The sequence below is a fragment of the Catonella sp. genome, assembly GCF_057250765.1.
The window spans coordinates 1-23313 of the sequence record NZ_DBHIEC010000011.1 but is presented as its reverse complement, the minus strand read 5'-3'; the positions used below and the strand labels follow the sequence as shown (position 1 = coordinate 23313).

At 40.5% G+C, this 23313-nt stretch carries 15 protein-coding genes and 1 pseudogene; 11 read left to right on the top strand and 5 right to left on the bottom strand.

The features are described from left to right. Positions 1–29: 29 nt before the first annotated feature. From ACO6HM_RS07115 to groL, 5 genes and pseudogenes are all read left to right on the top strand, one after another. Positions 30–1091, top strand: coding sequence for a hypothetical protein (locus ACO6HM_RS07115; protein WP_485390398.1), 1062 nt, complete (start codon positions 30–32; stop codon positions 1089–1091). A gap of 193 nt (positions 1092–1284) precedes the next feature. Next, positions 1285–2460, top strand: a complete 1176-nt coding sequence (locus ACO6HM_RS07110; protein WP_485390397.1) for a hypothetical protein — start codon at positions 1285–1287, stop codon at positions 2458–2460. A gap of 87 nt (positions 2461–2547) precedes the next feature. After that, positions 2548–3060: pseudogene (locus tag ACO6HM_RS07105) on the top strand (nitroreductase family protein). A 269-nt stretch (positions 3061–3329) separates the two neighbouring features. Further along, positions 3330–3614 carry a co-chaperone GroES gene (gene groES, locus ACO6HM_RS07100; RefSeq protein ID WP_485390396.1) on the top strand — a complete coding sequence of 95 codons (285 nt, stop codon included), beginning with the start codon at positions 3330–3332 and terminating at the stop codon, positions 3612–3614. Between the two features lie 50 nt (positions 3615–3664). Further along, positions 3665–5293, top strand: a complete 1629-nt coding sequence (groL, locus tag ACO6HM_RS07095) for a chaperonin GroEL (RefSeq protein WP_485390395.1) — start codon at positions 3665–3667, stop codon at positions 5291–5293. 187 nt (positions 5294–5480) lie between these two features. Here the strand turns inward: groL and ACO6HM_RS07090 are convergent, their stop codons facing one another. Beyond that, positions 5481–7547 (bottom strand): leucine-rich repeat domain-containing protein, encoded by a 2067-nt coding sequence (locus tag ACO6HM_RS07090; protein ID WP_485390394.1) that lies wholly within the window; start codon positions 7545–7547, stop codon positions 5481–5483. 337 nt (positions 7548–7884) lie between these two features. Between ACO6HM_RS07090 and efp the strand changes: the two genes are divergently transcribed. Both efp and ACO6HM_RS07080 read left to right on the top strand, forming a co-directional pair. Beyond that, positions 7885–8442, top strand: coding sequence for an elongation factor P (gene efp / locus ACO6HM_RS07085; protein WP_485390393.1), 558 nt, complete (start codon positions 7885–7887; stop codon positions 8440–8442). Positions 8443–8647: 205 nt separating this feature from the next. Beyond that, positions 8648–9304 (top strand): HAD family hydrolase, encoded by a 657-nt coding sequence (locus tag ACO6HM_RS07080; RefSeq protein ID WP_485390392.1) that lies wholly within the window; start codon positions 8648–8650, stop codon positions 9302–9304. Positions 9305–9492: 188 nt separating this feature from the next. Here ACO6HM_RS07080 and ACO6HM_RS07075 read toward each other — a convergent pair whose 3' ends face one another. Next, positions 9493–11127: a putative polysaccharide biosynthesis protein gene (locus ACO6HM_RS07075; protein WP_485390391.1), complete on the bottom strand. Its 1635-nt coding sequence runs from the start codon at positions 11125–11127 to the stop codon at positions 9493–9495. 193 nt (positions 11128–11320) lie between these two features. Between ACO6HM_RS07075 and ACO6HM_RS07070 the strand changes: the two genes are divergently transcribed. Further along, a complete protein-coding gene (locus tag ACO6HM_RS07070; RefSeq protein ID WP_485390390.1) occupies positions 11321–12982 on the top strand; it encodes a S8 family peptidase in 1662 nt (553 codons plus the stop codon). 3 nt (positions 12983–12985) lie between these two features. Here ACO6HM_RS07070 and ACO6HM_RS07065 read toward each other — a convergent pair whose 3' ends face one another. The 3 genes from ACO6HM_RS07065 to ACO6HM_RS07055 are packed head-to-tail and all read right to left on the bottom strand — an operon-like array spanning position 12986 to position 16503. Further along, positions 12986–14014 (bottom strand): spore photoproduct lyase family protein, encoded by a 1029-nt coding sequence (locus tag ACO6HM_RS07065; protein WP_485390389.1) that lies wholly within the window; start codon positions 14012–14014, stop codon positions 12986–12988. Further along, positions 13989–14597 (bottom strand): hypothetical protein, encoded by a 609-nt coding sequence (locus tag ACO6HM_RS07060; protein ID WP_485390388.1) that lies wholly within the window; start codon positions 14595–14597, stop codon positions 13989–13991. Before ACO6HM_RS07060 ends, ACO6HM_RS07065 begins: the two co-directional genes overlap by 26 nt. After that, entirely contained in the window at positions 14590–16503 is a 1914-nt protein-coding gene (locus tag ACO6HM_RS07055; protein WP_485390387.1) for an ABC-F family ATP-binding cassette domain-containing protein, read from the bottom strand. Before ACO6HM_RS07055 ends, ACO6HM_RS07060 begins: the two co-directional genes overlap by 8 nt. A gap of 462 nt (positions 16504–16965) precedes the next feature. Between ACO6HM_RS07055 and pdxR the strand changes: the two genes are divergently transcribed. The 3 genes from pdxR (at position 16966) to ppdK (ending at position 23079) form a co-directional block, all read left to right on the top strand. Further along, the gene (gene pdxR / locus ACO6HM_RS07050) at positions 16966–18366 is read left to right on the top strand and encodes a MocR-like pyridoxine biosynthesis transcription factor PdxR (RefSeq protein ID WP_485390386.1); all 1401 of its coding nucleotides are present in this window, start codon (positions 16966–16968) and stop codon (positions 18364–18366) included. 190 nt (positions 18367–18556) lie between these two features. Continuing rightward, a complete protein-coding gene (gene gpmI / locus ACO6HM_RS07045; protein ID WP_485390385.1) occupies positions 18557–20101 on the top strand; it encodes a 2,3-bisphosphoglycerate-independent phosphoglycerate mutase in 1545 nt (514 codons plus the stop codon). 341 nt (positions 20102–20442) lie between these two features. Further along, entirely contained in the window at positions 20443–23079 is a 2637-nt protein-coding gene (gene ppdK, locus ACO6HM_RS07040; protein ID WP_485390384.1) for a pyruvate, phosphate dikinase, read from the top strand. The last annotated feature ends 234 nt before the right edge of the window (positions 23080–23313 follow it).

Below are 23313 nucleotides of genomic sequence, written 5' to 3'. Positions count from 1 at the left end.
TTATATATTTATATTTTTGTGGGAGTACCATGAAAAAATACTTATTAACTGTACTAACACTTATATTTGCATTTGGATTTTGTGCCAATGTCTATGCGGACACTGATGATGAGGAGTACGAGGATAAATATGCCGCAGTTATCAATGACTATTATGACTATGTGGTAAACTACAGTAGCAAGTCATCAAAGGCAGAAAAGTACAAGTGCCTTTCTGAAATAGCGGCATTTAGTGGAAAACTTCAACTTAAGGATGTGGGATACAGTATAGAAGACATTACAGGAGATGAAGTACCTGAACTCATATTCTGCAAAGTTGACAAATATAGTGGAAAGAATTCTACGGGAAAAGATGTGAGAGCTGTATACAGCATTGTAGATGAAGAGCCCAAGCTTATATTTCAAAGTAAGAATTACAACAATTTTTCCCACATAGGTAAGGGCAAGTTTACCTATTCAGGTAATAGCGGCAAATATCAGATCTTAGGTATTTGCAGACTTACAAAGTCAGGCAGTGAGCTTAAGTGGGATAATTTTTATTTCTTAAAGACTAAAAAAGTTTATGGTTATTACAGGTCAATACTTTTTAGCAATAAAACGGGAAAAACAGATGAGAAATCTTCAAAAGAAAGAGTAATTAAAGATCAGGAATTTGCCAGATTATGGAAGAATACCTTTAATCAGGTTAAGCCTATGAAGATTACTCCTTTTAGCCTTTATACAAGAATGTTGGTGTATTATAAAGAGGACGTGAAGGGCAGATACAAGGACTATAAAAGGTATGAACTGGAGTCGGGAGAGCCTGAGGCGAAGGTTTTCTTTGTACCAAGTAAGAGCGTAAAGAACTTTAAGCTCATAGGTCTTACATATAAGGACAGTGATGATGAGGGAGATATAGAATACGATAAAAGGATACTTTACAAGACTAAGACTCTCTCACCTAAGAAACCATTGCTTGCAGATGTTTCTATGTTTGCAACTGTTCCGACACTTGGCATATCTTATGTTGATGATACAGGGAAAACGCATAAATACATAGTGTATCAAAGTGGAAAAGATGGCTCCGTACTTTTAGCCAATGAAGATTTCTAAGATAGCAAGGCAGGCGGCAGGATAATCGCGAAAGAAAATAATGTGCGATTGTTCTGCCGCTTCTTTTTGACAAGGATTTGTCACTTATGTCAAAATTCTTAATATTTTAGCTTAGTGTTGAATATTTTCGCGAAAAAGGTATAATTAAATAGTTATATGTTGTTTAATTGTTCGTGATTGATTGGAGGTATTTATGAAAAAAAAGCTAATGGGACTTGCCTTTGGAGGCGCATTTTTAGTGGCTTCTCTCGGAGTATTCGGCTTAGTAAAGGCAGAAACCACCTCAGAAGATATTACACCTAATCTCAATGTGGTAAGAAGCATAGAGGACAAGGATCAGGTCAATATGTATAAGGCGGTTATTGACGAAAAGGGATATCAGAACATAACCTTGAACTTTGATGCGGCCAAAAAGGATGAGGTTAATAATGGCTGGACCCTCAAGGTATATGATGAAAATAAGGAAGAATTATACCAGGTAGCAGGAATAAAGTCGCAGTTTACCAGTGCAAATTTTGCCTTTGCCAAGGGGAAAACCGTGTACATTTCTGTTGAAAGCGGCATTAAATCTTCTATGTTTATGCCCAAAGGAGTGGAATATAACTTAAACTTCCATACTTATGCAGACAGTGACTATGAAACCGAGAATAACAATAAGTACGTTGATGCCAACGAGATACCTACAGGAGGCGCTGTCAAAGGAAGTCTCTTAAACAAAGATGATGAGGATTATTTTGTATATCAGATACCTCAGAGTGGCTATACCAAGGTTTCATTTGAAATAGTTGATTTTGTTCCTGGTAAGATCTTGGGTGGCTGGAATTTGGAGATATATGATAAAAATAAAAGCCTTGTATACAAGGAGGCAGGCATCACAAATGACGTAACACTTCCTGAGCTGCCTCTAGCCAAGGGACAAAAAATATACATAAGAATCCATCCTAAGCTTGCCGTAAGTACCTTTGCACCGGTAGAGGTTGAATACAAGTTGAAGGTAAATACCGTAAAGAGTGGTAAATGGGAAGCCGAGAATAACGGAAGCTTCAAAAAGGCAAATAAGCTTAACGGAACTAAGTATGCCAATATTATAAACAGCTCTGATGAAGACTACTTCACCTTTAAGGCAGCAAAGACCGGCAAATACAAGCTAAGTATAGATACAGGCGACAATGTAAAACATGTTTACAAGGTAGAGGTTTTTGTAAATAATAAGTCAAAGAAAGCTGTATCCAAGGTTACTATGAGCGACAAAAGCTATGCATTTAAGGCTAAAAAAGGTCAGAATGTATGGGTTAGGATATATGGAATTTCTGGTAACAGCCCTATAGGTAATAAGTATTCTCTTAAGTATAAGTTTGTTAAAAAATAATATCTAATGTAGCCAAGCCCCAATTGATTTGATACTTTTGGGGCTTGTTTAAAATAAGAATTATACTGATTATATTAGGAGGTAACTATGGATTTTCTAAAACTAGCAAGGGAGAGATATTCCTGTAGACAGTTAAGTGATAAGAAGGTTGAAAAGGAGAAGCTTGATAAAATTATCGAAGCCGGCATACTTGCTCCAACTGCAACCAATGCGCAGCCTTACAAGATATGGCTTATAGAAAGCACTGATGCTAAGGAAAAGCTTGCAAAGGCAAACAGATATAAGTTTTGAGCAGAAGTATTCTTCGTAGTTGGTGCCAAAGAGGATGAGGCATGGGTAAGAAAGTTTGATAATCACAATTTCGCTGAGGTAGACGCCACCATAGTAGCCACACATATGATGCTTGAGATAACTGAGCTTGGACTGGGGACTACCTGGGTAGGACATTTTGACGCACCTTTACTTAAGGAGGAATTCCCTGAGATGAAGGGATATGAGCTGATAGCAATCTTTCCTGTAGGATACCCTGCTGTTGAAGCTAAGCCATCTGAGAGGCATACAGTAAGGAAGACGGTGGAAGAAGCAGTAACGGCTCTGTAAGTAATTCGCTCATTTTTTGGAAAATGGCCACTTACTCATATTTTCGGCGTGTCAAAAGTATATAAATTCTCTTGCAAGAGGGCCCCAATCGAATTTCTATGCTTTTGACACTTTATCATATATTAAATTGTGATATTTTTGTGATAATTTAAAAAACTACTTGCAAAAATATCTAAAAGAGGTTATTATATAATCGTAGTTTAGCACTCACATAGAAAGAGTGCTAATAATATGAAGTCATAATGATTTAATATAAAGGAGGAACTAAGATGAAATTAGTACCATTAGGCGACAGAGTTGTATTAAAGCAGATAGCGGCAGAAGAGACCACAAAGTCAGGTATTATATTACCTGATCAGGCTCAGGAGAAGCCACAACAGGCTGAAGTTGTTGCGGTAGGCCCTGGCGGAGTAATAGACGGTAAAGAAGTGAGTATGCAGGTTAAAAAGGGACAGAAAGTTATTTATTCTAAATATGCAGGAACCAATGTGAAGCTTGATAATGAAGAGTATATCATAGTTAAGCAGTCTGACATTCTTGCTGTTGTTGAATAAGTAAAACAATCTGATTACGAATATTTTATATATATGTAAGGAGAAAGAAAATGGCAAAAGAGATTAAATTTGGTACAGAGGCTAGAAAAGCCCTTGAAGCTGGTGTTAATCAGCTCGCAGATACAGTTAGCGTAACTTTGGGACCTAAGGGAAGAAACGTAGTTCTTGATAAGAGCTATGGCGCACCACTTATTACCAATGATGGTGTTACAATAGCAAAAGAGATTGAGCTTCCTGATGAGTTTGAGAACATGGGAGCACAGCTTGTAAAGGAAGCTGCCACCAAGACAAATGATGTAGCAGGTGATGGTACAACTACAGCTACAGTTCTTGCTCAGGCTATGATAAATGAAGGTATGAAGAACCTTGCTGCGGGAGCTAACCCTATCATCCTCAGAAAGGGTATGAAGAAGGCTACTGAGTGTGCAGTAAAGGCTATTTCTAAGATGAGCTCTCCAGTAAAGGGAAAGGATCACGTACAGAGAATAGCTGCTATATCAGCAGGTGATGACGAAGTAGGAACACTTGTTGCAGATGCTATGGAAAAGGTAAGCAAGGACGGTGTTATCACTGTTGAAGAGAGCAAGACTATGAAGACTGAGCTTGACCTTGTAGAAGGTATGCAGTTTGACAGAGGTTATGTATCAGCATATATGTGCACAGATATGGATAAGATGGAAGCAGTTCTTGACAATCCATACATCCTTATCACAGATAAGAAGCTAAGCAACATTCAGGATATACTTCCACTTCTTGAGCAGATTGTACAGCAGGGAGCAAGACTCCTTATAATCGCTGAGGATGTTGAAGGAGAGGCTCTTACAACACTTGTAATCAACAAGCTTCGTGGTACCTTCAATGTAGTTGCAGTTAAGGCTCCGGGATACGGTGACAGAAGAAAAGAAATGCTTCAGGATATCGCTATACTTACAGGCGGACAGGTAATTTCAAGCGAGGTTGGTCTTGAACTTAAGGATGCTACTCTTGAGCAGCTTGGACGTGCTAAGAGCGTTAAGGTTCAGAAAGAAAATACAATAATAGTGGATGGCGAGGGTGATTCAGAGGCTATTAAGTCAAGAGTTGCTCAGATTAGAAGCCAGATTGAAGAGACAACATCTGATTTTGACAGAGAGAAGCTTCAGGAAAGACTTGCTAAGCTTGCAGGCGGAGTTGCAGTTATCCGTGTAGGTGCTGCTACAGAGGCAGAAATGAAAGAGAATAAGCTCCGTATGGAAGATGCTCTTGCAGCTACCAAGGCGGCTATAGAAGAGGGAATAATTGCAGGTGGCGGTTCAGCTTACATCCACGCTTCAAAGGATGTAGAAAAGCTTGCTGCTTCACTTGAAGGAGATGAGAAGACAGGTGCTAAGGTAGTTCTTAAGGCACTTGAGGCTCCGCTCTTTAAGATAGCTGCCAATGCAGGACTTGAAGGAGCAGTTATCATCAGTAAAGTAAAAGAAGGCAAGGCAGGATTTGGTTTTGATGCACTTAAAGAAGACTATGTAGACCTTGTAAAGGCTGGTATCCTTGACCCTGTAAAGGTAACAAGAAGTGCACTTCAGAACGCTACAAGCGTAGCTTCTACACTTCTTACCACAGAAAGCCTTGTGGCAGACATCAAAGAAGCTGCCCCAGCAGCCCCAGCAGGAATGGGCGCCCCAGGCATGGGAATGATGTAATGATACAAGAATAGAGAAGAAAAAGTATCCGCTGCAAGCTTGCTTGCGAGCGGATACTTTTTTATTCTCTATTCGCCAACAATACGCACGCGCCGCCATTTTCCGCCAGGAAAATGAGCAGAGCGTGTGTATTGTTGTAGGACTGCGAGAGTGCGAAGCACGAAGCAGTCCGTGTATCATAATGATACTACTGGTTTACCTTCACACTTTTAGGAAGCAAATCAAGATTCTTAATCATATCCGTATCGCAGGTCAGTTTCTTAAGCTTCTTAAGCTTTAATAGCTTAGATACATCAGTCACATAATTCCCTGAAATGTCAAGCTCCTCAAGTGAAGGCATCTTATCTACAAAATCAAGATTTTCTATGTAGGTATTTGCCAAGTTAAGCTTCCTTAGATTAGGAAAATGAGAGAGAAACTTGTTGGCATATACACCGAACTTATCAGTACTTCCCTTGTCAACATCATTGTTATAAATCTCAGTTCCTGACAGATCAAGTTCCTTAAGAACTTTATTATCCCTTAAGCTCTTTATAGAAAGTATAATGTAGTTAATACCTGAACCATCTGATTTCGGAGGGAAACTAACTATTTTTGTTACCTGAGGAAGTGAGAACACATCTGTATAATCTCCATAGTGGGCAATGCTTCCGTATCCAAAATTGATTGTTCTAAGCTTGGGAAGCTTTGCCAGATACTGTGCCATATCGGGCTTAATTAACCAGTCGTAGTCATAGAGAGTAAGCTCTTCAAGGTTATTCATACCTGCAAGAGGCCTAAAAGAGTAAGATTCGTTACCTTCTTCTTCTATCTCAAGCCTTTTTATTGAGGAATTACCCGCTATTATACTTAGATCCCTGGCTCTTATATCCACATCGCTAAGAGCGGTGAGCTTGCTAAGATTAGGGAAAGATACATTATAATTCCATATACCGGATATACTTAGCTTCTTAAGGCTCTTTAATGTAGCAAGTGCACTTACATCAGTCAAATCTCCACAGCTATCAAGTGTAAGTGAAGTAAGTGAGATACAGTTTTTTAAGCCGTTAAGCTTAACAACAGGGCAGCTGTCTATGCTAAGACTCTTTAAGTATGGCATATTCTTAACAAAATCAAGAGTCTTTAAGTCTTTTACATTCTTAAAAGCCAGGCTTTCAATCTGAGGTATACCGCTAAGTACGTTGAAATGTTCAAAGGTTGTATTATAACCGTTAATTGAAAGGGACTTAAGCTTTGTCAGCGAGGTAATACCCGCCAAATCCCAGGTGTCTTTTTCTCCAAAGTCAAGAGAAAGTATCTCAACATTAGGAAACGAAGAAAGGAAGGACAAATCCTTTATAGCCTCTCCCTTTTTAAGACTCCTAAAGTTAAGCATTTTAAGGTTCTTATAAGTCTTTAATGCGGATATACTCTTTTCTATGTCGTACAAGTTCGTCGTGCCCAGACCATAGATATTGCTTACGTTTAAGACAGGCATATGTGTTAAGTATTCGGAAGAAGTACCTGTATAATAGTGAAGCTTTTTAAGGTTTTTAAAGTCCGTAGTTTCATAGCTCTCACCTGCAGGTACTATATCGCCCTCATTGCTAAAATCCAAAGTCTCAAGTTCTGTAAACACCTGAAAATCTTCTTCTGTTATGTTTTTGGTGCCTGCTATTTTAAGCTTAACAGGCTTATCCGGAGTACCGTAGCCAGTTGTTTTTTTGGCATATGTAAATATCCAAGGAGTGCTGTCGCTTTTTTCTGAAGTAATCGGAACAGCCTCTCTATCTACCTTTAGATATTTAATGGACTCATAATCAGCCTTTTTAATCTCGGAAAGAGGCTTATTAAATGCGGCTTCGACAAAGTCTATCACTGCCTTACTTTCAGGCTTTGTCCTATATGTGACAAAAGGCGAAGCAGCTGTTTCTTCCGACTCTGCTGTCGAGCCATTATCACTATATACATCATAGTTTGATGTACTTCTTAGAATCTGTGGAACAAAGATGATGAAAACTGCGCCAATTATACAGAGAATTACTGCTAGAGGCGCAGCGGCACTTGAAGCTGTTTTCCCACTATAATCAGGCTTCTTTCCGGTGTCACCTATATAAAGTTCCTTGATATTGAAAGTCTGGTTGATATTAGGTTTCTCCTCTTCAAGTAAGAACTTGGTGCCACAATAAGGACAGGTAGTGAATTTCCCCATCTGATCTTCCTTGATATCGAGATTTCCCTGACACTGAGGACATTTCATGCTGATGATTTTCATTGTTCTTCTCCCCTTATGAAAATAGTTAACGACATTAAATAAAGCATACCTTTGTCTCGTTTAATATTATACAGCAAATGGTATAAATATTAAAGAGGCAATATATTATTTTAAGAATTCGTAAGAATTTCTAAATGATTTAGTTAGGATATGGCGGTTCCTAAATATATGTAATAGGCTTGTATAGCGTTGATTTGAGGCTCTAAATATTCGCATCCGCCAATACTAAGCAAAAATAGCATCTTGAAATAAACGAAAAATTGTAGTAAAATAAAGAGACGGTGTCCTAAGATTTAGGAACTTTAATTTATGATAAGCTTTTAAGGAGGAATTTTTAATGATTTCAGCAGGCGACTTCAGGAATGGCCTTACAGTCGAGATTGACAACAGTGTTTTCCAGATTATTGAGTTTCAGCATGTTAAACCGGGAAAAGGTGCAGCTTTTGTTCGTACCAAACTTAGAGACATAAAGAATGGTGGTGTTAAAGAGACTACATTCCGCCCTACTGAGAAATTCCCTCAGGCAAGAATAGACAGAAAGAACATGCAGTATATGTACGCTGACGGAGATATGTACAACTTCATGGACAATGAAACCTATGAGCAGTTCGCACTTACCTCTGAGCAGGTTGGTGACGCACTTAAGTTTGTTAAGGAGAATGAGACAGTATCAATGCTCTCACACAACGGTGTGGTATTCTCGATTGAGCCACCTATGTTTGTAGAGCTTGAGATTACTGATACTGAACCGGGCTTTAAGGGTGATACAGCTACAGGTGCTACAAAGCCTGCAGTGGTTGAGACCGGAGCTACAGTCTATGTACCTCTTTTTGTAAATCAGGGTGACAGAATCCAGATTGATACAAGAACAGGCGAATATCTTAAGAGAGTATAAAATTACCGAGCTGTCACAGTTTTGTGCCGGCTCTTTTTATAATTTTAGAGTTAAATATATAAAGGTTTTTAATAAGTATTAGCTTTATAAAAGTAAGAGATTTACTAATGGAGCAGAATTGTGGCGGTGTGCTTTTGCGGTATGCTATAAGAGGTGAATACTGCAAAGTGGGATTCTATCGTAAATCTTATTAAAAGGAGACAATATGTATAAAGCGGTTTTATTTGATATGGACGGGCTTATTATAGACACCGAAAAGCATTATCAGAAGGCTTGGATACAGGCAGCAAGAGAAATGGGCTTTGACATGACAGAAAAGGAACAGCTTTATCTTAGAAGTTGCAACAAAGAATACGCAGAGCCTATCATGCTGGGCTTTTTTGGACCAACCTTTGACTATGACAAGGTAAGGGACAGACGAAAAGAAATCATGGAAGAGGAGCTTAAAAAGCATGGAATTAAGAAGAAGCCTTATGTGGACGAAATACTGGCATATCTTAAAGAAAATGGTATAAAGAGGGCTTTGGTAACCGCAACTCCAGAGGACAGAGCAAGAAAATACCTAAAAGAAGTAGGGCTTTTAGAACACTTTGACAAGATTATCTGTGCCGACATGGTAAAGAAAGGAAAGCCTGATCCTGATATCTACCTCTATGCCTGTTCACAGATAGAAGAGAAGCCTGAGGACTGTCTGGCACTAGAGGACTCTCCAAACGGAGTCCTCTCTGCACACGGTGCGGGAGTGTATGTAATCATGGTTCCGGACCTTTCAGAGCCTGATGAAGAGCTGAGTAAAATCATTGTAATGAGGGCGGGAACTCTAAATGACGTAATCACATTTTTACAGGGGTTAAAGAAATAACCCCAATACCTAAAAACCACCCGAAGCCGTACAGTACAAAAACCTAAAAGCAAGGTTCCTATGCAGACGCTCCGGGTGGTGTCTTATTGTCAGGTAATTTATCAAAATATCTTATCCAATATAATTCCAGGAAAAATCTTTCAGTGGCGGTATAAATATGCTGCATATGAGAACCGCCAAAGCTATTTTTATCTCATCAAGTGTAACTTCTCGGCCAGTCTTATGATTGAATGCCCCTTAGGGAAATTATGCAGTTCTTTCTTGCTTACTCCCTTTAATAGTATTTCAAATACAAAGAAAGTAAACATGCCAAGAGGCAGGGCTAAAAGGAGTCCCAGGTAGTATCTTCCGGTAAACTTGAGGACCAGGTTATAGATAAAGTATACAACTACTCCCATTATTCCTGAGGCTATGGCAGGAATGACAAAGGTTCTAAATAACTCAATCCTTATTCTAAGCTGCAATCTTATAACAAGCGTACAAAGCACGATAACTATCGCAGGCATAAGCATACCGCCAAGAACAAGTGCAAATATATTCAGATTTGTGTACATAAGCAGGATATAAGTAAATATGATGACAATAAGCATTGCGATTAGGTTGATAACCACAGGTATCATCATACTGTATATGCTCTGAATTATAGTACAGAACAGGATGGATACAGTATACAAAGCAATGGTGGCAGCGCCGACTGTCATTACTTTTCCTATGACAGGATCGGTATCTCCAAAAAGTAACCTTATAATAGGACCTCCAAGTATGGCAAGACCGATGGTTGCAGGAATTGCGATAATCAGATTGAACTTAAGTGCCATTCTTACCTTTTTGCCTACCTCCTTTTTGGTGCTAAGCACATTACCCCTAACCAAAGAAGGGATGGAAGCAGTTGTAATGGCACTGGTGATGCCCATTACTATATTGCAAAGAAGAAGGAATTTACCCTCATATATGCCATAAAGCGCAGTATAGGTCTCTTTTGCAACCCCCTTGTGATTGAGGATGTTATTAAACAAGGTCATTGAAATAAGGCCGTTACTTCTAACAAGTATCTGACTAAGCATCACTGGCACTGAGGTCGCAAGTATTACCTTTATTAGATACGGCATGGCTTCCGGCTCGCCCTGGTCTCTTTTTCTCTGCCTTTTAAGTATAGGCATATTGACAAAGAACAGGAAAGAGATGAACATAAGGCCTGCAAATGCACCTGCAAAGGTACCGGTCACGCCGCCTGCTGCCCCATACGCTGCTATATTCATAGAGGCAGAGTGGGCTTTTGCAAATGCAAAGGCTGCCCATACACTTATGATGCCGTTTACCACCTGTTCAAAAAGCTGCGATATTGCAGTAGGAACCATGGTTCCCTTGCCTTGGAAAAATCCTCTCACTACACCTAAAACCGCAGAAACCAATACTGTTGGAGCCAGTGCCCTCAGAGGTATCTGGATAGCCGGATTGGCAAACATATGGGTAGATATAAAGCCTGCCCCAAAGTAAACTCCGGCTGACAAAATACCGCCTGAGGTTAGGGCAACTATCAAAGCACCAAGAAGAAGTTTAAGCGAGTTGGTGTATTCTTTCTTAGCCGTTCTTTCGGATACCAGCTTTGACACAGCCATAGGCATGCCGTATGAGGAAATGATGAAGCAAAAGTTATATATTTCAAAGGCATAGCCGTAATAACCTATTCCTTCATTTCCAAGTATCCTTGCCATCGGAACCCTGTATACCAGACCTATGATACGGACAAGTATAGAGGTTGCGGCCAGTATGCTTCCCTGAATGAGGAAATTATCAGTTTGTCTTTTATTTTGTGAATTCATTCTGTATCTCGTTTCTCAATATTGATTGTACTTACCATTGTACATTTTTTTCGTTAGGATATCAACTTTTTTTAACTTTGACTTTATTCTGACTTAAAAACATCCGATAAAAACAAATATATGACTTATTTTTGGTTTATGATATTGCACAATTAAGGAAATCTGTACGGCTATATTAAAGAAGGAGGAATAAATGAGACTTAAAAAAGCAGTAATGACCGCAGTATTAGGCATAGGGCTCTATACAATGAGCTTTGCAGGATTAGATAAGGGTCTTGCCTATGCAGATACTACAGAAGTAGTATACAAGGCATTTGACGACAAGGTTAGTTTTAGTGATAAATACTTCATTTACCAGTGGGGAATGGAGAATAGAGGAGATTTTAAATACAACGAGCAGATTGGAGGCAAGCTTGTCAAGCAGCCTGTTACAAGCGTTAAGGCTGTAAGCGGTATAGACATAAGCCTTCCTGAGGCTCGTGCAAAGTACAGCGGTGGAAGGCGTGAAACCATAGTTGCTATCATTGATACGGGTGTGGATTACCGTCACGAAGACCTGCAAAATGTGCTCTGGGTAAATAAAGGAGAGATACCGGGCAATGGCATAGATGATGATGGTAACGGGTATGTGGACGATGTAAACGGCTGGAATTTTTATGATGATAACAATGTCATCTACAATGGCAAGGATGATGCACACGGAACCCATATAGCAGGCACCATAGTTGCCAATAACAACACTAAGGGAGTAGCAGGAATAGCTGGTGGCAGTACGGTGAAAATCATGGTACTTAAGGCGCTTGGTGGCGATGACGAGTCAGGCTCCACCTCGGGTATAATTGATGCCATAAAGTATGCAGAGAGCATGGGAGCTACGATATGTAACTTCAGCTTTGGTACGGATAAGCCTGATAGATACCTTGAGGAAGCCATAAAAGACTCTGATATGCTCTTTGTGGTAGCAGCAGGTAACGGAGATGAAAATACAGGCATAGGCTATAACATAGACACGAGACCTATATATCCTGCATCCTACAGGTATAAGAACATCATAACAGTTGCCAACCTTCAGGCAGATGGTAATCTTCACATTAGCTCAAATTATAGCAACAACCATGTAGACCTTGCGGCGCCGGGAGCAAGGATACTTAGTACAATAGATACAGCAAGCTTTAATGCTGGCTATGCATCCGGGAAGATGTCCTCACCTTATGCATATATGACAGGTACGTCAATGGCAGCCCCTTATGTAGTGGGAACTGCGGCACTTCTTTACTCTGATTTTCCGGGTATTACCCTAAGTCAGGTAAGGCAGTCAATACTAAGTGGAGTTAAGGTGCTTCCTGAGCTTGAGGGCAAGGTATCTACAGGAGGCATGTTAAATGCAGACGGGGCCTACGCCTATGCACTGAGCAATTACCAGTCTTTTATGACTGAGAATAAAAGGGTAGAAGAGAAGAAGGCTGAAGAGGCAAAGCAGCTAGAAGAAGCAAAGAAAGCTGAAGAAGCAAAACAGCTAGAAGAAGCAAAAAAGGCTGAAGAAGCTAAGAAGACTGAGGAGCTTAAGAAGGCTTTAAATAAGGCTTCAAAGGGGAAGGCACCTCTAATCTTCCTCTCCTTTACAAAAGACGGAAATGTTCTTGTAAAGATAAGTGATAAAGATAAGGATGTATCTCTGGTAAGATACGCTAGGGGCAAAAAGGGAGATTCATACTTTACCAAGAGTAAGAATGGAACCAAGCTTAAGCTAAACAAAAAGAATGAGAAATCACTGAAACTAAAGAAGGGTGTATATACCTTCTACGCCATAGATAAAAAAGGGAATAGAACCATTTATACGGTGGTTATTAAATGATGACTATTCCCAAGTAAAAATCTTTGATTTATCAATGTAACCAGCTGATCGGTCTATGAGAAAACCGGTCAGCTTTTTATTTTCCTTAAGCCCATAAGAATAGACTCCGTCTTCAAGCACATAGGGATAGCTTAAAATGGCAGAGTTTTCACGCCTCTTTCGCATTTTTGAGAGAAAGTCCTTTGAAGTCCTAAAGCCGCCTATGCTTATATCACGCAGGCAGTCAGGAGCAATCTCGCTAAATACCCTCTCAAGCATATCTCCGTATAAGACCTCGTAATCAGGGACTTTAAGTACAGGATCAAAGCAGAGTCTAAGGCTTAGACCAAGCGTGGAAGCTTCTTTTACAGCCTTAAGCCTGCTTGTAAAATCAGGGGTTTTATGCTCGTATTTCTCCGCAATCAAAGCAGGGGATAAGGTCCAGGCAAAGATGAAGTTAGCAGGCACATCAAGTCCTTCGGCCATATATTTCTTTATGATTCCTATATTGGCGCTCTTTGTACGGCACTCTACAGTCAGATTCTTATGGCAGGCGGTAAACTTTATAAACTCTTTTACAAAGCCAGTAAAACCCTCCAGGGCAAGGAGGTCGGTATCGTATGAAATGCAGATATATACAGGATGTTCCTTTAGTAAGCTCTTAAGCTCGTTAAATACATCATTAATATTTACAAAGACAACTATGTTTGCAGAAGGGTACATTCCGGATAGATAGCAGTATTCACAGTCATAGTAACAGTTCATTATAAGAGAAGTGTAGTAGAAATGCTCATTGCCAAAATCTTCACAAACAGGAGCGCCTTCATAGATTAGCCTACCCTCTTTCTTTGCAAGGATAAGGGAGGGAGAATTCTTTGCCAAGAGGAGATTCTGTCCTGAAGGCGTGAAGACATCCTTGTAATGCCTGATATCAATGACGGTACTGCTCTTAAAGTTAGAAAGAATCTTCTGAGCCACAGGGTGATTCTTTATCTTATATTCAACATATATATGTGAAAATGGTTTATTAAGACAGTCTTTGCCTGAGCACATTGATGAACTCCTTTCTGAGCAGTTTTTTGTTAGCTTTTCCTTCTATATTCGCTTTTATTTCCTGTATCAGTTCCTTGACAGATATACCTGTTAGAAAAGCATACTTAAACAGCCCCTTTAATATAAGGATTTCAGAGGAGGTAAAGCCAAATTCTTCAAGAAAATCACCATAAATGGGGCTTTGCATCAAGGCTTCAAATTCATCTGATATATGGGTGGATTTTATCTCGTTTTGAGCCTTGATTACCTCTTTTACATATTGGGTAAGGGAGTTAATACTATGTGTATTCTGCCCATCATTGGCGGGAGTTTGGGGATTCAAGGCTTCAAAGACAAAGATATTCTCATAACTTACATCCCTCTTCAAACTATCATATAGGTCATAGACCTCATCTGATACAATTTCTCCTTCTTTACAGTCAAACCTCGCGTAAAGAGAGGGGAATAAGAAAGAAGATTTATCTGTCCTTGAAATTTTGTTTATAAACCTTAGATTTATCGACTCATCATAGGTATGTGGAGGATTTAGTACAAGTATAATCCCGCAGTCTACTCTAATAGTATCAACAACAGTATCAGACATTTTCGGATAATTCCTCCCAACGCTCAAGAAGAGTATTTATACACTCATCATTTGCCTCTTTTTGTTTGTGGAGTTCCATAAGCTTACCTACATTTGCGGCAATCTCAGGATTGGCAAGCTCTTCATCTAGCTTTGAGTTAGCCTCCTCAAGCTTTGCTACCTCATCTTCAATCTTCTTAAGCTCATTTTGTATTTTCCTAAGTTCCTTTTGCTCCTCTTTTTTAGTCTGCCAGTTCTGCTTGTTTGCAGAAGCTGTTACAGGCTGTTCTTCCTTAGGAAGTTCGTCTAATAGGGCGGCCTCAAGAGTTTCTTTTTTCTCGAGATAATAGTCATAGTTTCCTATGTAATTGATGAGCCTTTTTCCAGTTAAATCAAGGATGCGGGTAGCGGTTTTATTGATAAAATACCTGTCGTGGCTCACAAAGAGGACAGTTCCCTCGTAGTTGTTAAGTGCATCCTCAAGAATCTCCTTGGAAGTGATGTCAAGGTGGTTGGTAGGCTCGTCAAGGAGAAGGAAGTTGGCCTCTGAAAGCATAAGCTTTGCAAGGGACACACGCCCCTTTTCGCCACCTGAGAGGGAGCCGACAAGCTTAAATACATCATCCTTGGTAAAGAGAAAGCTTGCAAGTACATTCCTTATTTCGGTATTGGTCAAATAAGGATAGTCATCAGATATTTCATCAAACAGGGATTTATCATAGTGCAGTACCTGATGCTCCTGGTCATAATAGCCTATCTCAACATTTGTACCAAGAGTTATATTGCCGGTATCGCAAGGAGTGATTCCGTTTATTATCTTAAGCAGGGTAGTCTTTCCAGTACCGTTTCCTCCAATTATAGCAACTCTTTCGCCCTTTTTGATTTCAAAATTCAAGTTTTCAAAAAGGACTTCCTCAAAGGACTTACTTAAATTCTCTACAGTTAGCACATCCTTGCCGCTCTCCTTATGAGGTTTGAGACTTATGCTCATTGAAGAATCAAGCTCAAGAGGTTTATCGATTCTTTCAATTTTATCAAGCATCTTCTCGCGGCTTTCAGCCCTTTTTATAGACTTCTCACGGTTGAAGGAGCGGAGTTTTTCTATAACTGCCTCCTGATGGGATATTTCCTTTTGTTGATTTAGATAAGCCTTAAGCTCAGCCTCCCTTAGAGCCTTTTTCTTCGCGGCATAGTCCGTATAATTCCCCGTAAAGGTAGTGGCCCTGCCGTTATTTAGTTCAATTATCTTAGAGGCAACCCCGTCTAAGAAATATCTGTCGTGGGCAACTATCAGTACAGCACCGTTAAAGTTCTTAAGATAGGTCTCAAGCCAGCCAATAGCCTTCATGTCAAGGTGGTTGGTAGGCTCGTCAAGTAAGATGAGGTCAGGCTTTGACAGTAAGAGCCTTGCCAGATATACCCTTGTCTTCTGACCTCCCGAGAGAGTATTTACCTTGCGTGAAAAATCCTCCTCTTCAAAGCCCAGTCCCTTTAAGATGCCGGTAATCTCGCTCTTATAAGCATAACCGTTTTTAAGTTCAAACTCATGTGTAACCCTTGAATAATCCTCATATACAGCGTCAAGAGCATCTCCGTCAGCCTGTTTCATCTTTATCTCAAGAGCCCTCATCTTATCTGAAAGCTCTAAGATATCTTTTTTTACCTCAAGGAGTACATCGAAAATGGTAAGTTCGGTATTTATCTCCTGATGCTGAGCAAGATAGCCTACAGTAGCGCCCTTTGAAAGAAATACATCTCCGCCATCGGCAGACATCTCTCCCATGATTATTTTTAAGAGGGTAGACTTGCCCGCTCCGTTAATGCCGACTATTGCTGCCTTTTCATGCTCATTTATATGAAAACTGACCTCTTTAAGTACAGGTCCTGTGACAAATTCCTTTGATATGTTATTGCAGGATAATACCATATTGTCCTCCTATTTTTATGAGAAATAGCCATTTTCTCATATTTTAACAATCAGAGAAAAGAAAAATCCCTGAAATTATATTTTACTACAGAATAGAGTATAAGTGCAAGAGGGCTGAATTTCTATGCTAGTGCCTATGCATGCATATAAATGATGTGGGTGTCAAAAGTATTTGACACCCATTGATACAGGATTGCTACAGCTGCGCTTTTAGCAATCCTTGCAAAAATATTTTTGTACTTTAAGATTCACAAAATATATTATAAGTCATTAGATTATCTTGATTATAATGCGGGTTTATCTTATGATTAGTTATAAAAAAATGTTCCGGCTTCCCTCCTTGTCCACGAAGGTCGGGTGATAAGAGAATATTTGCTCTCTCGTGGTTGCTGTTTCGTGGATAGTAGGTGAATATGTGTGCTTAGGATGATGTAATATAGACAAGGATTATTAGGAGAAAATATGCTTACAGTTGAACTTAAATCCAGAGATAAAATGCCGCTTTATGAACAGCTCTACCTAAAGATTAGAGGGCTTATAACTGAGGGGGAACTGACTGAGGGAGAGAAGCTTCCTTCAGAGAGGGGACTTTCCGCCAACCTTCAGATTAGCAGAAGTACGGTGGCTCTAGCCTATGAACAGCTCTACGCTGAAGGGTATGTGGAAGTCCGCCCTCAAAGCGGTTATTATGTGAATAAAATAGACAGGATAAACAGTGAAAAAAAAGAGGAATTTACCGATATAAAAAATGAGAGTGATAATTCTGAAACAGAGTATGAATATGATTTCTCACCTTTTTCACTGTGTAAGGAGAGTTTTCCCTATAGGATGTGGGACAGACTTTATAGGCAATGTATGCGTGACAAGGGGGAGGAGCTCTTTAACCTTGGCGAGAAACAGGGAGATAAGGAGCTAAGAGTGGCTATAGCTAAGTATCTTTTTGGATACAGAGGGCTTATCGTAAAGCCTGAAAATATGATAATAGGCGCAGGAACGGGCTATCTCTTGCAGCTTTTAGAGCATTTGATAGATAAAAAAAGTATAATTGCAATGGAAAACCCTACCTACATGCAGGCTTACAGGATATTTTCCTCATTGAACCGAAAAGTTTTGCCTATAGACCTTGATGAAAACGGTCTTGAGGTAAACGAGCTTAACCGCACTCGGGCAAAAGTTGTGTATCTAACCCCTTCCCACCAGTTCCCAACAGGGGTTGTAATGCCTATAAAGAGGAGGAAAGAAATCCTTGGCTGGGCATCAGAAGACGAAGGCAGGTATATAATAGAGGATGACCACGACAGTGAGTTTAGATACAAGGGACTGCCTATACCCCCTCTGAAGGCGATAGATACGGGGAATAAGGTGGTTTATCTGGGGACATTTTCAAGGACCATCGCTCCTGCCATAAGAATAGGCTTCATGGTGCTTCCTGACGGACTTCTTAAGGTATATAGGAAAAAGCTTGCCTTCCTAGCCTGTACGGTACCAAGGATTGATCAGGCTGTGCTTACGGAGTTTATCCTTGGAGGACATTATGAAAGGCATATCAACAAAACCAGAAAGATATATAAATCAAGGCATGACAGGCTGATTACATCCCTCAAAGTCTTTGGTGATAAGGTAAAGATAATGGGCGGAAATGCAGGTATGCACCTTATGGTTAAATTTAAGCTTGAAATGACCGAAGAAGAAGTTGTAAGCAGAGCAGAAAAAAGTGGGATAAAGCTTGTAGGACTATCAAAGCACAGGACAGGGGAAAACCCTGAAGGCGGTGAGGCTTGCATATTGATAGGCTATGGGAATATAAGTGAGGATAGGATAGAAGAGGGAATCAAAATACTTGCCAAAAATCTCATTTCATAGTATACCTATGTATATAACGATGTGGGTGTCAAAAGTATAAAATTCGATTAGAGCTTGCTTGCAAGAGAATTTATTATTTTTTGACACTTCTATCTTTGCATTTGAGTTTTAAATAATTTTATAGTATAATAACGCACAAGTTAAAAACCCTAAGGGGTATGTTTGTTTTATGCTTGAAAGGAGCAGAATAATGGCTAAAAGACCGGTAGTACTTTTAATAATGGATGGATTTGGAATTAATGAAAGAGAAGACTATAATGCAATAGCACAGGCGAAGAAGCCTAATCTCGATATGATTATGAAGACTTATCCTTGGAAGAAAGGATATGCAAGCGGCCTGGCTGTAGGTCTTCCTGACGGACAGATGGGTAACTCTGAGGTAGGACATATGAATATGGGCGCAGGAAGGATTATATACCAAGAGCTTACCAGAATCACAAAAGAGATAGAGGACGGAGATTTCTTTAAGAATGAGGCACTTCTATCGGCAGTTAAAAACTGCAAGGAGAAAAACAGTGCTCTTCACTTGATGGGACTACTCTCTGATGGTGGAGTACACAGCCATATTACTCATATGTACGGACTTTTGGAGCTTGCTAAAAAGGAAGGCCTTGATAAGGTCTATCTCCACTGCTTCCTTGACGGAAGGGACACACCTCCTAAGAGCGGTCGTGACTTCGTAGCGGATGCTGTAGCTAAGATGAATGAGCTTGGCGTAGGCAAGGTGGCTACCGTAATGGGACGCTACTATGCTATGGACAGGGATAACCGTTGGGACAGAGTGGAGCTTGCATATAAGGCTATGGTATACGGTGAAGGTAATACAGCAACAGACCCTGTGGCTGCCATAGAAAGCTCATACGGCGGTGATGTAACCGATGAGTTCGTTGTACCTACTGTAATTGAGAGAGACGGCGCACCTGTTGCTACTATCAAAAATGATGACAGTATCATCTTCTTTAACTTCCGTCCTGACAGGGCAAGAGAGATATCAAAGGCTTTCTGCAATGATGATTTTGACGGATTTGAGAGAAGAGGCGGAAGGATTAAGACTAAGTTTGTCTGCTTTACAGACTATGATTCAAATATGCCTAACAAGACAGTTGCTTTCAACAAGATAGACGTTAATAACACCTTTGGGGAGTATCTCTCAAAGCTTGGCAAAACACAGCTTCGTACCGCAGAGACTGAGAAGTATGCACACGTTACCTTCTTCTTCAACGGCGGCGTAGAAGAGCCATTCCCTGGAGAAGACAGAATCCTTGTAAAGTCACCTAAGGTTGCAACCTATGACTTACAGCCTGAAATGAGCATATTTGAGGTATGTGACGGACTTGTAAATGCTATAAAGAGTGGAAAATATGACGCGATTATCTGTAACTTCGCAAACCCTGATATGGTTGGACATACAGGAGTCATGGAAGCAGCGGTGAAGGCTATAGAGGCAGTTGATACCTGCGTAGGAAGAGCGGTAGAGGCTGTTAAAGAAGTTGACGGTGCTATGTTCATCTGTGCTGACCACGGAAATGCCGAGCAGATGATTGACTACGAGACAGGAGAGCCTTGGACTGCCCACACAACTAACCCTGTGCCTTTCATCCTTGTGAATGCGGGAGAAGAGTATGGTCTTGCAGAGGATGGCAAGCTCTGCGACATCATCCCTACACTCATTGAGCTTATGGGACTTCCACAGCCTGCTGAAATGACAGGAAAGTCACTTCTTATCAAGAAGTAGATATGGAAAGTATGCGCACAAGCAAATTACACAAAAATTAACATAACCAATTGGTATCTGTGCAAAAAGAAATAACTTAGGCTTTTATTTCTGATTGCACAGATATTTTATTTTTAAAAATAAAAAAACTCACTATATGGTAAAAACTACCAAAGATATACGAAAAAAGCGAAATAAATCTAGCATGGTTTTATGATGAAAAATAATGACATAAAGAATAAAATGTGTTAAGATTATGCTTGAAGTGTCGAGTTAGGTCGACATTTTGAAGGTAAGTGTAAATTTTTCTGAGAGGACTCTAATTATCTGGTCCTACAGAGTAACAACAGGAGGAAAATACAATGGCAAGAAAGTGGGTATATCTATTCACTGAAGGAAAAGCTGAGATGCGTGAGCTTCTTGGCGGTAAGGGTGCAAACCTTGCAGAAATGACAAATATCGGACTTCCGGTACCTCAGGGCTTTACTGTAACAACAGAAGCCTGCACTCAGTACTATGAAGACGGTAAGAAAATTAATGATGAGATTCGTGGTCAGATAGACGAGCATATTATAAAGCTCGAAGCAATCACAGGTAAGAAATTTGGAGATCATGAAAATCCACTTCTTGTTTCAGTTCGTTCAGGTGCCAGAGCTTCAATGCCAGGTATGATGGACACAATTCTTAACCTTGGTCTTAATGAGGAAGTTGTACATGTTATCGCTGAGAAGTCAGGAAACCCTCGTTGGGCTTGGGACTGCTATAGAAGATTTATTCAGATGTACTCTGACGTAGTTATGGAAGTTGGTAAGAAGTACTTTGAAGAGCTTATCGACAAGATGAAGGAAGAAAAGGGAGTTACTCAGGACGTAGACCTTACAGCTGAGGATCTTGAGAAGCTTGCAGGCCAGTTTAAGGAAGAGTATAAGTCAAAGATTGGCAAGGACTTCCCTACTGATCCAAAGGAACAGCTCTATGGAGCAATTCAGGCAGTATTCCGTTCATGGGACAACCCTCGTGCCAATGTTTACCGTCGTGACAACGACATCCCTTATTCATGGGGAACAGCCGTTAACGTACAGTCTATGGCATTTGGTAACATGGGTGATGACTGCGGTACAGGTGTTGCATTTACAAGAGACCCTGCTACAGGCGCAAAGGGACTTTTCGGAGAATTCCTTACCAATGCACAGGGCGAGGACGTAGTTGCAGGTGTTCGTACACCTATGCACATTGATGAGATGGCTAATAAGTTCCCAGAGGCATTCAAGGAGTTCAATGAAGTTTGCTCTACACTTGAGAAGCACTATAGAGATATGCAGGATATGGAGTTTACAGTTGAACATGGTAAGCTTTATATGCTTCAGACCAGAAATGGTAAGAGAACAGCTCAGGCTGCTCTTAAGATAGCTTGTGACCTCGTTGACGAGGGTATGAGAACTGAGGAAGAGGCTGTTGCAATGATTGACCCTCGTAACCTTGATACTCTCCTTCACCCACAGTTTGATGCTAAGGCACTTAAGGCTGCTACACCACTTGGCAAGGGACTTGGAGCTTCTCCTGGTGCTGCTTGCGGTAAGGCAGTATTTACAGCTGATGACGCTGTAGCTTGGGCAGGACGTGGTGAGAAGGTTGTTCTCGTTCGTCTTGAGACATCTCCTGAGGATATTTCAGGTATGAAGTCAGCACAGGGTATCCTCACAGTTCGTGGCGGTATGACATCCCACGCAGCAGTAGTTGCCCGTGGTATGGGTACCTGCTGTGTATCCGGTTGTGGTGACATCGTTATGGACGAGGCTAACAAGAAGTTCACTCTTGGCGGCAAGACCTTCCACGAGGGAGATGAGATCTCTATCGATGGTACCACAGGTAATATCTATGAAGGCTTAATCCCAACAGTTGATGCTACTATCGCAGGTGAGTTTGGTAGAATCATGGCTTGGGCAGACAAGTATAGAAGACTTAGAGTTAGAACAAATGCAGATACTCCTACAGATGCTAAGAAGGCTCGTGAGCTTGGTGCAGAAGGTATAGGTCTTTGCCGTACAGAGCACATGTTCTTCGAGGCTGATAGAATTGCAGCATTCAGAGAGATGATTTGTTCAGATACAGTAGAAGGAAGAGAAGCAGCTCTTGAGAAAATCTTGCCATATCAGCAGGGAGACTTCGAGCAGCTTTATGAGGCACTTGAGGGAACACCTGTTACTATCCGTTTCCTTGATCCACCTCTTCACGAGTTCGTTCCTACAACAGAGGAAGAGATTCAGAAGCTTGCAGATGCACAGGGCAAGAGCGTTCAGGCTATCAAGGATATAATAACAGGTCTTCACGAGTTCAACCCTATGATGGGACACAGAGGACTTCGTCTTGCAGTTACCTATCCTGAGATTGCTAAGATGCAGACAAAAGCTGTTATCCGTGCCGCTATCAATGTACAGAAGAAGCATCCTGACTGGAAGGTAGTTCCAGAGATTATGATTCCTCTTACAAGTGAAGTAAAAGAGCTTAAGTTCGTTAAGAAGATAGTAGTAGAGACCGCAGATGCTGAGATTAAGGCAGCTGGCGCAGACCTTCACTATGAGGTTGGTACTATGATAGAGATTCCTCGTGCCTGCCTCACAGCTGATGAGATAGCTAAGGAAGCTGATTTCTTCTGCTTCGGTACTAACGATCTTACACAGATGACATTTGGTTTCTCTCGTGATGATGCCGGTAAGTTCCTTAACGCTTACTATGACACCAAGATATTCGAGAACGATCCATTCGCAAAGCTTGACCAGAACGGCGTAGGTAAGCTTATGGAAATGGCTATCAAGCTTGGCAGACCTGCCAATCCAAAGCTTCACATCGGTATCTGCGGCGAGCACGGTGGTGACCCATCATCAGTTGAGTTCTGCCACAAGATTGGCCTTGACTATGTATCTTGCTCACCATTTAGAGTACCTGTAGCAAGACTTGCAGCAGCTCAGGCAGCTATCGCTGAGAAGAAGGCGAAATAATAGATAAAATAATAGAGTATGGAGAGCTTCGGCTCTCTGTACTTTTTTTGGTTTGATAGAAAATCTCCTTGAAATCTTCTATAAAGCCCAGGGGGACAAAAAATAATAGATTTTCTTGCAAGAAAGACTGGTAGAATTTTATGTTTTTGACACTCATATACTGTAAATTCTAATTTGTTGAGTTATATGAATCAGCTAATTTGACGCAAAAACTGATAAATGTCCAGACTCGCT